The 13,379-nt window shown below is 43.5% G+C and carries 14 protein-coding genes; 1 reads left to right on the forward strand and 13 read right to left on the reverse strand.

The window, feature by feature from the left end; all coding sequences use genetic code 11:
- The 6 genes from CO692_RS17830 to CO692_RS02795 form a co-directional block, all read right to left on the reverse strand.
- Window positions 1-351 (reverse strand): hypothetical protein, encoded by a 351-nt coding sequence (locus CO692_RS17830; RefSeq protein ID WP_226818222.1) that lies wholly within the window; start codon window positions 349-351, stop codon window positions 1-3.
- A gap of 168 nt (window positions 352-519) precedes the next feature.
- A complete protein-coding gene (locus CO692_RS02770; RefSeq protein ID WP_096741478.1) occupies window positions 520-3,501 on the reverse strand; it encodes a WxL domain-containing protein in 2,982 nt (993 codons plus the stop codon).
- Between the two features lie 551 nt (window positions 3,502-4,052).
- Window positions 4,053-5,276: an amidohydrolase family protein gene (locus tag CO692_RS02775; protein WP_096741479.1), complete on the reverse strand. Its 1,224-nt coding sequence runs from the start codon at window positions 5,274-5,276 to the stop codon at window positions 4,053-4,055.
- A 16-nt stretch (window positions 5,277-5,292) separates the two neighbouring features.
- Entirely contained in the window at window positions 5,293-6,654 is a 1,362-nt protein-coding gene (locus CO692_RS02780; RefSeq protein ID WP_096741480.1) for a citrate transporter, read from the reverse strand.
- Window positions 6,655-7,003: 349 nt separating this feature from the next.
- Complete coding sequence (gene msrA, locus CO692_RS02785) at window positions 7,004-7,927, reverse strand: peptide-methionine (S)-S-oxide reductase MsrA (protein WP_096741481.1); 924 nt, start codon at window positions 7,925-7,927, stop codon at window positions 7,004-7,006.
- 326 nt (window positions 7,928-8,253) lie between these two features.
- A complete protein-coding gene (locus tag CO692_RS02795) occupies window positions 8,254-8,799 on the reverse strand; it encodes a cysteine hydrolase family protein (protein WP_185932311.1) in 546 nt (181 codons plus the stop codon).
- 120 nt (window positions 8,800-8,919) lie between these two features.
- Between CO692_RS02795 and CO692_RS02800 the strand changes: the two genes are divergently transcribed.
- Complete coding sequence (locus tag CO692_RS02800) at window positions 8,920-9,327, forward strand: AsnC family transcriptional regulator (protein ID WP_317720856.1); 408 nt, start codon at window positions 8,920-8,922, stop codon at window positions 9,325-9,327.
- A 315-nt stretch (window positions 9,328-9,642) separates the two neighbouring features.
- On the opposite strand, the gene CO692_RS02805 is transcribed toward CO692_RS02800, so the two are convergent.
- The 7 genes from CO692_RS02805 to rlmH all read right to left on the reverse strand — a co-directional run bounded on the left by CO692_RS02805 (window position 9,643) and on the right by rlmH (window position 13,321).
- Window positions 9,643-9,993, reverse strand: a complete 351-nt coding sequence (locus CO692_RS02805) for a type II toxin-antitoxin system PemK/MazF family toxin (protein WP_096741485.1) — start codon at window positions 9,991-9,993, stop codon at window positions 9,643-9,645.
- The gene (locus CO692_RS02810) at window positions 9,987-10,250 is read right to left on the reverse strand and encodes an AbrB/MazE/SpoVT family DNA-binding domain-containing protein (RefSeq protein WP_074932272.1); all 264 of its coding nucleotides are present in this window, start codon (window positions 10,248-10,250) and stop codon (window positions 9,987-9,989) included. Before CO692_RS02810 ends, CO692_RS02805 begins: the two co-directional genes overlap by 7 nt.
- A gap of 286 nt (window positions 10,251-10,536) precedes the next feature.
- Window positions 10,537-10,704 (reverse strand): hypothetical protein, encoded by a 168-nt coding sequence (locus tag CO692_RS17560; RefSeq protein WP_123906404.1) that lies wholly within the window; start codon window positions 10,702-10,704, stop codon window positions 10,537-10,539.
- Between the two features lie 346 nt (window positions 10,705-11,050).
- On the reverse strand, window positions 11,051-11,149 hold the full coding sequence (locus CO692_RS17565; RefSeq protein WP_123906405.1) for a type I toxin-antitoxin system Fst family toxin: 99 nt from the start codon (window positions 11,147-11,149) through the stop codon (window positions 11,051-11,053).
- A gap of 36 nt (window positions 11,150-11,185) precedes the next feature.
- Window positions 11,186-11,995, reverse strand: coding sequence for a type I methionyl aminopeptidase (gene map / locus CO692_RS02815; RefSeq protein WP_096741486.1), 810 nt, complete (start codon window positions 11,993-11,995; stop codon window positions 11,186-11,188).
- Window positions 11,996-12,037: 42 nt separating this feature from the next.
- Window positions 12,038-12,775, reverse strand: a complete 738-nt coding sequence (truA, locus tag CO692_RS02820; RefSeq protein ID WP_096741487.1) for a tRNA pseudouridine(38-40) synthase TruA — start codon at window positions 12,773-12,775, stop codon at window positions 12,038-12,040.
- Between the two features lie 66 nt (window positions 12,776-12,841).
- Entirely contained in the window at window positions 12,842-13,321 is a 480-nt protein-coding gene (gene rlmH / locus CO692_RS02825) for a 23S rRNA (pseudouridine(1915)-N(3))-methyltransferase RlmH (RefSeq protein ID WP_077452817.1), read from the reverse strand.
- Window positions 13,322-13,379: the final 58 nt, after the last annotated feature.

The following is a 13,379-nucleotide window of genomic DNA, read 5'->3' on the forward strand; positions in this document are numbered from 1 at the left end:
TCACTGGTCGGCTTCCATCTGTTCAATCGTCATTCCTTCGGGAAACAAGGAGGGCTCGATCACTGCCTCTGGCGGCAGAACCACCGCCACTTCGGTTACTGGCTGATGTGCCACGATTTCGATGGGGATTTCCTCCCCTAAATAGCCTTGCTTGTTGCTTGTTAAAAATTGAAAATCAACATTTTTTAAATCAGCCATTTCTTCCGATGAAGAAAGCTCATCCTCTTCTCGTTCTTGCTCCTGCAGCGCATACAATGGCGCAATAAAAGTATCTCGTAAGAAGGGAAAACTCAACGGAATACTCACTAGCCCAATCACTAGGAGCAGCAATTTTAGCGGCTTCTTTTTCATTTTGTTGATCTCCTCCTTTCTTCCATTTTCTATGGATTCATGGCTTATGCCTTTGATTCTATTAATTGCGTTTGGCTTGTACAGCAATCAAGTATGCCTGCAAAGCAACTAGAACGCACAGCCTGCTCAATACTTGAAGTCAATATAAGGTTTCCTTATTTAGAATACTCAGTCCAGCTCTGGGACAAAGCTTAATTCCCAATGAATGATGCCCGTATAGCTTGTTGCTTGCGGCGCAGCGTTGACAGGAACTTCCAGCATCACGCTTTGATCCATTGTTTCTCGATCCCCAAAGCGTTGGACCCATGTTCCGCTGCCTTGTCCCTCATCTGCTTTTGCCAAGATTTGTCTGCCCGTATTTAATTCACGGCTTTCCCAGTAGGTGGGCGCACGGGAGGTATTCGAACCTGTCGTTGCCATACGAATATTATTGAGTAGGAGCTGGACTCCCCGCAGCTGATGGCCTTCCTCACTGACAAACCCCGCTTCATCCATCCGCGCGCTCAGTGTCCAGCCGGTGGGCTCCTCACGCCGATCCGAGATTTGAACGTAATTTGGGCGTTCTCCACCAGCCAAATCATCCTCTGCATTCCGCAGTTTTTGCGGCAGTGCTGGATAATAGGCTTGACTCGAACGAATCGGCACGTGCCCGAAATCAAATTGCGAGATAAAGTCGATACCGATCAACCCTTGGTTTTCAGGAAGCGTCGGGCGATTTTCTGGATCAACATCTACATCAGGATTCAGAGGGTCTCGAGGATTGATGCCTTCAACGATAATGGAGGTCTCATCGCGTCGTCCATTTAAAAATACCTTTGCCGTTACAACTTCTTGCCCACGGAAATAGTCAAAGTCGTCAAATTGGGAGAGATCAAATTCAAACGTGCCATCTACTCTGGCATTGACATGGAACCATTCTGTATCGCCGCCTCCCGTTTCAATGGGGCCGATCACTGGTTCTGGCATGCTGAAGTCTCTGCTAAAACGTACGTAAGCACCAGGATCAGTTTCTCCTGTGATCGTATAGGAATTTCGTTGAGAGCGATTATTAGATAGAGGATCCAGCGTTACTTCGATAGGAGAAATCTTTTCTAATAAGAGCCGTTGCACTCTTGCCGAAAATCTATCTAAGGCCTCTGCTTCTATAGTGGGATCTAATACGCTAACCGAGATATCGCCTCTATTCGGTACTCCTGCTTCATTAACACGAGCAAACAACGGCACAATATTATCCCATTCAAAATCAGGTTCTTCTATTCGGGTTCTAAGATTCCACCGCTTAATCGACTGATTATTTACAGTTATTGCTGCATTACGGATCAAGGAAGAATTCCCTGTATCAGGACCAATTTTCTCTAAATTCACTCTTGCAGCATCATTAATAGTGATAGTTGAATTAAAGTGCCCGAATGAGATCAAACTATGCGCCAGTGTCCTGCTATCGGAACGAATATCAAAGGTAGCATCTTCATCAATAGTAATATGTCCAGATACAGGAAAATAAATAATATGGCTAGCAGAATGAAGTTGATTGACTGCTTCGATAGCAAGCGTACTCCCTTTTCTGAGATGAATACTACTGCCAGGACCAGGTGGCATAGAAATAATATTGGTCCAATCATTGTTACTATTACTAGTACGTCCAGAATTGAAGATTTTTAATGTGCTTTCCTCCAATAGATTGATCTGAGTAGTCTGAGCTGGCAGCAAACCACTAGTTGAAATAGCAGGAGAATTGCTTTTAGGTGCCAAATCAAGGGTCGCACCTTTACCTACGGTTAAGATAGGACTATATCTAAAGAATATATTTGCTCCCCACGCTTCACCTTGTCCTGTACCATTTGCAATGATCGTAACCTCCGCATCGTCTCCAATCGTAAATGTTGGATTTGAACTATGAGGAAACCAAATATTTCCTGAATCGATTGTTGAAAGGTGAACTTTAGCCCCCTCAAGAACGTCCAAATAACCGACTTCAAAATTCGCTTGATCGGTAGCATTAATGAGCCATTCACCACGCCCAAGAGCTGCATCATAAGAATCCTTTTGAATAGAAGAAACACTTCCTGATAAAATAGCTGTCGATTGAAACCCATGAAACAATTGATTGCCGACATGATTGACATTATGGTACCGTATCGTTGCCGCCGCCTGATTGTCCGTTTCTAAGTCGTTATATTGTATAGGTCCAAAGTCATTTCCACTATACAGCTCAATATTCTGGAGGGTAATGTCCCAAGGGGTATCTGGATTGACTGTCATGTCATTAAAACCAACCGATACTGACCGAAAATCGATTGTATGTCCTCGTCCGTCGATAATTAAAGGGCGCGAAATCTCGGCTGAATTGAGATAAAGGTAAGAAGCTTCTCCATTGGGGTTTTGATCCCCAAACCAATCAATCATTTCAACGTTACTCAATCCTTCTGCAGGGCGATCAGGAGAGTCAAAGCTCTCGGTCAAAGCGATATAATTAACCGTTCGGGTTTGGATAGCTAAGAGAAGCTCTTGCCAATTAGTGACCTCTCGGCTTGACTCCTCCGTGACTTCTAACAGGTAGAGATTGCCTGGATCATCGGCATCATAGGGAAATGCTCCTCCTGGCTCTGTTTGATGCGCGTTTCCTTTTTGCTCTTCATTCTCGCGTTCTACTCCCTCTCCCTTGCTTTCTTCGGTTTCTTCCCCACTTTCCTCTGGTGAACCTTGGCTCTCTAGTGCCAGCCGTTCTTCTCCTACCATGACTTCGTGGCTTCCTTCTGCAAAAGTTAACAGCAAGAGCCAATTGCTTTGAGGGGGTTCGCTAAGCAGACGCCACTGGTCAGCTTCCACCTGTTCAACCGTCCTTCCTTCGGGAAACAAGGAGGGCTCGATCGCTGCTTCTGGGGGCAAAACCACAGCCGCTTCAGTTACTGGCTGCTGCGCCACGATTTCGATAGGGATTTCCTCCCCTAAATAGCCTTGCTTACCGCTTGTTAAAAATTGAAAATCAGCGTCTTTCAAATCAGCCATTTCTTCCGTTAATGAGTGCTCGTCTTCTGCTTGCAGCGCATACAAGGGCGCAATAAAAGCATCTCGCAAGAAGGGAAAACGCAACGGAATACTCACTAGCCCGATCACCAGGAGCAGCAATTTTAGCGGCTTCTTTTTCATTACGCTGCTCCCCTCCTTTCTTTCATTTTCTATGGTTTAATGGCTTACGCCTTTGATTCTGTTTGTTGTGTTTAGCTGGTGCGTCAGAGATTCGTTCAAACTAACAAGACAACACACCAACGAAGCGCATAAAGCAGCAAAACAGTGTGTTTCTTAGGTAAAGCGTCAAAGAAACTACGCATTGGCGTCGCTTCGAACATTTGGTTTTAAAAGAAAAAACCAGCGCTTCCTTATTTATAATTGCTGAAAATAAGTCATAATCCACGATTGTCTCTTTAAGTATAAGGGACAGCTCCGCAGAGCAAAAATCAGGATATTCATCAGTCAAGGAAATCCTTGCATGGGCGGCATTCCCTATTTCTAGATCAGGAAGGTTCATTGAAGCGAAAACGTCCCACTGTCGGTTTCAGAAAATCAAAGCGCATACCCTTCGACCTCGTTGCTCCTATACAAAAAAACAACCGTCAAAAGCAGTCAGACTGCCTTTGACGGACGTGTTCTTTCAGTGATTCACTTTTTTTGTGACAACCACCATAGGGGCGAAAAATCGCTTAGCGGTGGATCGTCACCTCTTTTTTGACTTCCACAGTGATGCGGCCATTTTTGATGACCATCAAACGTTCAGGTATATCGATCAGCACATCGGCTTTTCTCTGAGTATCTAAAAGAATCAAATCTGCGCGGTTGCCAACAGCGATTCCATAGTCTTTGATATTTAATGCTTTGGCGGTATTGGTCGTAATCATTGGCAAGACCGTCGGCAAGTCATCGGCGCCGCCTAAGTGTGCCACTGGTACAGCCAACATAGCGATTTGGATCAAATCCCCATTGCCATAGGGCGTAAAGGCGTTTCGGATATTGTTGCTGCCTAAGCAGATATTCACACCAGCATCACGTAATTTGCGAATCGGCGTCACGGCACGGCGAACGTTGTAGGCATCGTTTCTAGCACCTAAGTGCAAGTCGGTCGCAGGCAACGGCATCACATTGATTTGGGCTTTGACCATCAAATCGATGACTTCTGCCAGCTGATCCGGTTCCATGGCGTGCAGCGCAGTCAAATGTCCTACTGATACCCGGCCTTGGTAGCCTTCTGCGATGGTTTTTTCACACAGGTAGACGATCGATGTATCGTCTGCTTCGTCAGCAAAATCTTGATGCAAGTCAATGTCTTTGTCAAATCGTTTGGCGATCTCAAAGATCAAGTCGATGTGTTCATTGGCTGGCGCATCATTGTAAGGAATGCCGCCAACGACATCGGCGCCTTTTTCCATCGCTTCGATCATCATTTTATCCGTCCCTGGGGCTTTAAAAATCCCTTCTTGCGGAAAGGCAACGACCTGAATATCGATCAAGTCGCGGTATTCTTCTTTTAAGCGCATGATGGTGTCAAATCCAGTGAAGCCTTGTGCTGGATCAAATTCGGCATGGGTGCGCACAGCAGTCGTGCCATGTACGATCAGCATTTCTAATGCGCGTTTCGCCCGATCATAAATGTCTTCTTCGGTAAAGGTCGGTTTCAGCTTTACCGTAACTTGGATCGCTTCTTGCAACGTACCTGAATTATTGGGCTCACGATCGGCGATCAAGGCTTTGTCTAAGTGGATATGGCTTTCGATCAATCCAGGGATCACCACTTTGCCTTTCGCCTCAATCGTTGTTGCTGCTGATTCTTCAATGTTGGGTGCAACTGCGGTGATTTTTCCTTCTGAAATTGCAATGTCTACTAATTCTGCATCGTCTTCAAGACGTGCTTGCTTGATCAATAAATCCATGTTTTCCTCCTATCCATCAGCCAAACACTAAGCCGATGACTAATAATAATACGGCTGCTAAACTCAACCACTTCACGTTTCCTTTGACTACATCCAGAATCGGAATTTGGAAACCAGAAGATAAAGCTTGCATCGTAATGTTGACGAAACTCATTTGACTGCCGAGGCCAACCCCCATCGTTACAAAGCCAAGAGCTAAGACTGGGAAGCCTAATGAAATGGCAACTGGTAGCACGAGTGTTAAAACGGAGCCGACATAGGCACCTGCGGGAATCCCAATCAAGACACCCGTCAAGATCGCCACGGGAACGACGATCGCTGCGGGGGCATTTTGTGCCGCACCGGCAATTACAGCAAACGTCCCCGTTTCAGCGATTACGTTGATGAAGGCTAAAAAGATCCCCACTTGGAACAAGCGGGTCAAAATATACGTGGATCCGTCCACCATCGCTTCCACCGATTGATTCATCGAAAAGTCGGTACAAACAAAAATCAACGCCAACGTGACCACCATATAAACTAGCGGTGTAAAGAGGACAAAGCCGATCAGGTCATTGATCAACGGACCAAAGATGACCGCAAAAAGCAAGAAGATCGCAGGCAGTGTCGTTTTGAACAATTCACCATTGCTTTTGTTTTCATACTCTTGGTTGGCAGATTCTTTGAAGCCCAAATGACGACGCTTGGTTCCGAAGAATGCCAATAAAATCGCCAAACCAACGAATAGCAACCAAAATGGGCGCATTTGATCGACATAAGAAGCGACACTAAAACCGCCTAGTTCAGACACGATACTAGATTCCAAAGAGGCAGGAGACGTCGTAAAGGAGACCGCTGCCGCTAACGACATCGCTGCGATCAATTCGGGTACCACCCCAACTGCCGCAAATGCTAACGGTGCGATCACCATCGCACTCCCGCCGCCGATCCCAGACATATAAGTCGCTGCTGCCAATAAGATGACAATAAAACCAGCCACATATTCCACTTTTCCTTTGGTCCCTCTTTTGGCTAAGGTTAAGGCCGCCGTATAACTGCCCGCTTTGAAGACCGCCATCGCTACAGCGGAATTGATGATTGGCACCGTAATACTCAACATCGCCGGAATAGCTTCCAACAGTTGCGAATTGGCTTCAGCTAAACTGATCCCGCCAATAATCATCGCCAAGATCCCAGCAATCAAGCCAGCAATGATCATATCTACTTTTTTAAAGAGCAAAACCAGCACTAACACTAATGGAATCAGTACTAGAAATGCTTTGACTCCTGTTGGTGCGACGATCTCATTGATCGCTTCTGCCGCAAACACTGTTCTTTCTGAAAAGATAAAAAGAATGAGAGCCATAAACAGTGAGACGAACGTTCCTTTTTTTTTCATCACATTTCTCCTAACTTATATGAACCTTCATATAATAAATGTTGTGTTGCTATGGGGTGTTGCCGATTGATTTTTCCGCTGATTTTTCTCTGGTGTTTCCCACCTTCTTTCCTCGAAGAAAGGAATAAAGCAAAAGACACCTGCTTTTTCGACCTTTTTCGCCACTTTTTCTTTCTCTATTATAATTCTTATTGTTAACGCTTTCTTTGGTCATTATTCTAAAATAAATCTACGTTTTTTATCCAATTGGCTAAAAGTGCAGAAAAAAACGCGGCTTGTGAAGAAAAGAGCCTTCATTTGATCCTTTTGCCCTTTTCTCGGAGCCTCGCTTTTTTTAGTGATCTTCTGTTTATGATCGTTTTTTTCCTCGGTTTGTCCAGCGTTTCAGCCGATAAAAAAGCATCAGTTGTTTGCGCGCTCGCTTGATCCGCTGGTAGCGCTTTGGCTGCTTCTTGTAAAATGCTTGATGGTAGTTTTCCGCTGGCCAAAACTGCGTGGCCTTGCGGATCTCGGTCACGATGGGTTGCTGATAATAACCAGATTGGGCTAGCTCCTTTTTGGCTTCTTGCGCAAGCACTTCCTGTTCAGCAGTCGTATAGAAAATGATTGGGCGATAAAAATTGCCGCGATCTTGAAATTGTCCGAAAGCATCTGTCGGGTCAGTCACTTGCCAGTACAACTGCAACAAGTCCTGATAGGTGATGATTTTGGGATCAAAAATGATCTCTACCGCTTCGACATGCCCTGTTGTTCCGCTTAGTACTTGATCATACGTCGGATTCGGGACTGTTCCCCCGGTATACCCCGACAAGACGGAAAGAATGCCCGGCTGGTCTTCAAAAGGCTCTACCATACACCAAAAGCAGCCGCCAGCAAAAATAGCCACTTCTTGTGCTTTTTCACCTGTTTCGTTCGGCTCCACGGAAACTTCTGCTGGTTGGACTTTGCCTGTATCTTCATTCATTGCCTTTTTCGGTGCTGACTGGCTGATTGTTTGATAGAACTCTGCGACATTCGGGGTCAGATTGTTTCTCAGTGCCAAAGGACGCAACGACGCTTCTAGTTTTTCCAAAACCCGCTTGATCTGTTGGTCTTCAAGGCTATTTGACGATTCTTTTTCGTGTTTGCCTGCTTTTTGTTTGGTCGCCAGCTGGGTTTCCAGTGTATTTTTTGCTTGCACCAGTTGTTCTCGTTCCCACTGTCTCGTGCCAGGATGCAAGATCAAATTATAGATTTCTGACAGCCACGCCATCGTTGTTTGCTTCATCACCATTGCCCCTTTGCCTCATGAAGGAGCGGCTCTCGCTCCTTGTTTGGTTGCACTGTACCATAGTTTCGCCGATTCGCCCAATTTGATGCCCAAAAAACGTTCGAGAGAAATCCTCGAACGTTTTTGGCTTTTGTATGGGTTGGTGCGTAATTGGTTCGCATGCATCCTTTGAGGAACCAGCTCAGTATCATTGGTGGGTACGCAACTGGGCATTCATTTTTTTTAGAAACATTGAAGCGGAATGAGATAGGATCGCCAATTTCAAAGAGTGATCAAGAACCACTCAATGCAAATGAACCTTTGCCTTTGTTAGTAAATACGCAATTTTTCTACAATCCGTTTAAATAGTCAGCGGTTTTCATCACCGTAGAGAAGGTTTCCAACGCCGATAAAAACGCTCGTTGAACAGCTTCCGCAGGAATTTCGTGTGCTTCAAATGTTAATGCTTTCGTTGCCGTGGCATCAGAAATCAGTATGGGCTGATAACCGAGTTCTTTACTAGCTCTTGTGGTTGAATCGATGCACATATGCGTCATCATCCCAGTGATGATAACTTGTTGAACACCTAAAGAGTCTAACGTCTCTTTTAAATTTGTTTCAATGAAGGAGTTAGGAAAGTGCTTTTCGATAATAATAGAAGAATGCGTTGTTTTTAACTGTTCATGCAGCAGCACACCTTTGGTCCCTCGTTCAAAAAAATCAGCTGCTTCTTGATCGTTGATGTGTTGGATATAGATGATCGGGAGTTGCTTTTCGATAAAAGACGCTTCTAGTTTATTTATGTTTGCAAGCGCCTGTTCAGGGGAATGAAGGGCCATTCTTCCTTCTTTAAAATAGTCATTTTGGACATCAATAATTACTAAAGCTTTTTTCATAGAATCACCATTTCTTTTCTTATTTGTTATAATCCAGTATAAATACATATGACCCTACAACAAAGCGTCTCTTGAAAAAGATAAAGTCAATTTACTTTCATTATGAAAGGAGGAACCCTTATGGACATCATCGATGAACAAATCCTAGCTATCCTGAAACACAACAGCAAATTATCGAACAAAGAAATCGGCGAAATGGTCCACCTGACGGGACAAGCCGTGGGCAATCGGATCTTGAAATTGCAAGATGAGGGAATCATTCAACGATTTAGTATTGTAGTAAACTACCCAAGTACGCAATACATCCGGTTTTTTATGGATTCAAATCGCTATACAGCTTTTGAAGCCTTCGTGAATCAATACAAAGAAATTGAGGTCTTTCATAAAGTTTCAGGTCAAGCTTGTTATCTCTTGGTCAGTCATTTTACAGTTGTAACCTTCCCTTTATTTATAGAGAGTCTCTCAAAGTGGGGCAGGTATAGTGTAGAAACCTTTGTGGCTGACAAACTCAATCATGGGGATGTTTGATGTTAGCCGCTGTGGGCTAGTCCTACAGCCATTAGATTCCTTGATAAATTTATCGAAGACTCAATTGTCGAAATTTTTGCAATGATGCCCAGCAGTAGCGTGCCGAATTCAACCATCGCCAAGCATAAAGTATTAAGACTGCTAGTGCAAACACAAAAGCGCCCCCCGTTGCCTTGTTTATAAAAGCATCGTTCAGGATCACGGGAATAGAGCTAGTATCTCAAAGATTGTACGGTGTATAATGTTACGAGACAAAGCGTTTATAGAATAAAAGAAAACAGCATGGTTAACATCGATTAGATGAGCATGCTGTTTTTATTTACTTACTTTTTGAAATACTGTTCTAACTTTCATCAATAACTCATCAACCAAGTGCTCATGCGCTTTTTCCAAAAAAACACACGCTCTGGCTTCATAATCAATTGTCGTTAATTGATCCAACAATACTTTTCCTGTTGTCTTCATTCCATAGTCTGGATCAATACTTACATATAACGGATAGTTTCTACTTGTACTAGAAATCGGAGCAACGGTGGCAACGTTACTATAATCTGCAATCATGTCATGACTTAAAACAATATAGGGTCTTTTTCCCGTTTGTTCATGTCCAGAACGAGGAGCTGTATCCAATAACAAAATATCCCCTTGTCTAGGTTTTCTTACCATTTTTCATTCCCTACTGCTTCACCTAAATGTTGAATTTCCACATGATTTCTCTCAGCAGTGTAATTTTCAAATAACTCTTCAATCGTTAACTCGTTTTCTAAATTTGCTGCTTCGATGATTAGCCGTTTATGTCCGTTTACTTCTTCTTGTATTATCTTCACTTTGTCATCAGTATGAATGCCAAGATACTCCATAATGTACTTTGGCAATCTAAGACCGTTACTATTGCCCCATTTTTTTATAGGTAACATTTCCATGAGCAACACCTCTTTCTGTATATACATAGTATAACATATATCACGACGGAGTATATACATAATTATCCTTTTTGGTCGATTCACCTAAATTCCATTAAAAAGAATCGTTCTCAAAAGTGGACTCTGCTGTGCTAATAAAAATTTGTAGTATGCCGAAATGTCAAATTGCAGGACAATGACTGACATAAACGATTTGATTATAACCACGTTGATACGCTCTTTAGGTATTAACAATATTTAGATGCAAGTAAGTAGTAAACAACAGGGATTGCTGTCCCTCCCCTACTTATTCCCTCATGTGTTCTATATTCGATAGCATAGCTAGTTCGAAAAAATAGTTAACTTTCCCACTAATCAGGAAGCCAATAATTTCTTCAATTGGAATACCTGCAAAACCGTCACCCATGGCTTTATCAGAAAATTCTGGGTCGTTTACTTTATCCGAATTTATCACTTACATGTACACCTAATTTAAATTTTTCTCTAATTAAAAAAAATGAGAAAACAATAACTCCCACTATAGACTATTTTTTTCACGGTAATACCTCAAGTGGGGATTACCATCCATATTTCGGAAAATAGAAGTAGAGGTAATTAAATTTCAAATTTATTAGGTTTTCTTTATTTATTCGAGTGGATATCACGGGTAGTTTTTTATTTTCCCTGTGATATAATAACCTTGCGAAACGATAGAAAGTTTATAGCACTGCAGCACAAAGGCGCTCCCTAACCGCGACGAAAGGGAGCGCCTTGTTTATGCTAGTTGCGACTGCTAGCATGTGAGTTGGATAGCAACTTGCTTAGTTGTCGTCTTTGTCTTTCTCATCCAACCAGTGAGAAAATAGTTCGATGACTATACCAACAATAATTGGTGCGACAACCAACGATAGATAAATCATATACACTACACCCTACACAGGGGGAGTAGAAAGTATTCATGTTACGGAAATTACACACAGTTTTTTTTCAAAGACATTAAGTGATGATGACGTTTCTTCCTTTTGCAAGGTCATGATGACTGGACCTTCTTTGGTGATGGCGATCGAATGTTCATATTGGGCACAATAACTGCCGTCGATCGTGCGTGCTGTCCAGCCGTTCGGGTCCATCTTCATGCGCCAAGTGCCGGTCGTGATCATCGGTTCGATAGTGATCGTCATGCCTTCTTTCAACCGAATTCCTTTGCCAGGTAACCCGAAATGAGGAAAGAATGGTTCTTCATGAATGGTTGGGCCAATGCCGTGAGCAATAAAGTCCCGCACGACACCATACCCTTTTTCTTCAGCGAAGCTTTGGATCGCATAACCAATATCGCCAACTCGGTTACCGACCTGTGCTTGCTCGATGCCTCTCATCAAGGCTTCTTTCGTGACTTCCATCAGCGCTCGATGTTCTGGCGAAATCTCTCCTACCGCATACGTCCAACAGCTGTCAGAGATTGCCCCTTTGTAATCGACACAAAAATCGACTTTGACGACATCGCCTGATTTTAAAACATATTCTGAAGGGAAACCATGACAAATCTCTTCATTGACACTGATACACGTCGCAAATTCATAGCCTTCAAACCCGATTTGCGCGGCTGTTGCCCCTGCAGCTTCTATCTGTTGATGGACAAAGGCGTTGATTTGGTTCGTAGTGATACCGGGAACGATTTTTTCCCGTAGCTGTTCGTGAATACTTGCCAAGATACGACCAGAAGTTTTCATTTGTTCGATCTCTCGTGGGGATTTTAATGTGATCAATAGATGATCTCCTTTCCTTAAATAGCCATTACCCTGTTTCTTTTAATAATACACCTCATCTAGAAATAAGCCATGAGAAGTCACTGTTTCACCAGCTGCTTGTCGTACTTTATCGGCTAACACTTGATCGATCACTTCTGGTGGCAGTGTGCCATCGCCAATGGCAATCAGTGTGCCTGTCAAGATTCGGACCATTTTATGCAAAAAGCCGTTGCCTTTGAAGGTAAACCGCAATAGGTCGCCTTCTGGTGTGATGGTGATTTCATCGATCGTGCGCACCGTTGATTTTTTTGATTTTTTCAATGCAGAAAAGCCGATAAAATCATGGGTGCCGATCAACTTCTCAGCCGCTTGCTGCATTTTTTCCAAATCAAGGGGCTGCGGGCAATGAAAACTAGTATTGCGAGCAAAGACCGATGGGATCGCGTTGTTCCAAACATAATAGCTGTATTGCTTGCCTTTGGCGTGATAGCGTGCATGGAAGCGCTCAGGCACTTCTTCAATCTTGTTGACGACGATGTCTTGCGGCAAATAGCGGTTAAAGAACTGCTGCATCTCTGGCAAACTCATTTGATGGGTCGTCTTGAAATTCGCCACTTGTCCTCGAGCATGCGTGCCCGCATCGGTTCTACCAGAACCCACAATCTCAATTTCTTCTCCCGTCAATAATTTGATGACCCCTTCAACTTTTTCTTGGATCGTTTTTTCAGAATCTCCTAGTCGTTGCCACCCTAAGTAGCGCTTGCCGTCATATTCAATCGTTAATTTGATATTTCGCATGGTTGTTGCTCCTTTTTACCGATACTATCGGTGGATAGTTTTTTTCTATTCTATTGCTTGAGATATTTACTTATGATACGGCGCCCCCGTATTGATTCGATACGCACGATAGATTTGCTCCAATAAGATCAGTTTCATGAGTTGGTGCGGGTAGGTCATTTTGCCAAAGGAGATTTTGTCATCACTGCGAGTCATGACTTCTTGGCTTAAGCCTAGGGAACCGCCGATGACGAAGGTCAGTTGGCTTTTTCCTTGGATGCCGAGTTGATCGATTTGTTTGGCGAAGGCTTCGCTGGTGGGATTGGTGCCTTCGATTGCTAAGGCAAAGACATATTCGGTGTCTTTGATTTTGGCTAAAATGCGCTGGCCTTCTTTTTCTTTGATTTGCAGCATTTGAGCTTCACTCAAGGTTTCTGGTGCTTTTTCATCTGGTACTTCAACAAACTCAAGCTTTGCGTATGCCCCCAATCGTTTGGCGTACTCGTTGATTCCTTGAACGAGGTACTTTTCTTTTAGTTTTCCTACTGTGACGATTTTGATTTTCATAGGTTCCTCCTCGTTACCCCCTTATTTTATGAAAATGTGGACAATGCTATCCACAACC

This window comes from Enterococcus sp. FDAARGOS_375 (assembly GCF_002393265.1).
GTDB classification, from domain to species: domain Bacteria; phylum Bacillota; class Bacilli; order Lactobacillales; family Enterococcaceae; genus Enterococcus_D; species Enterococcus_D innesii.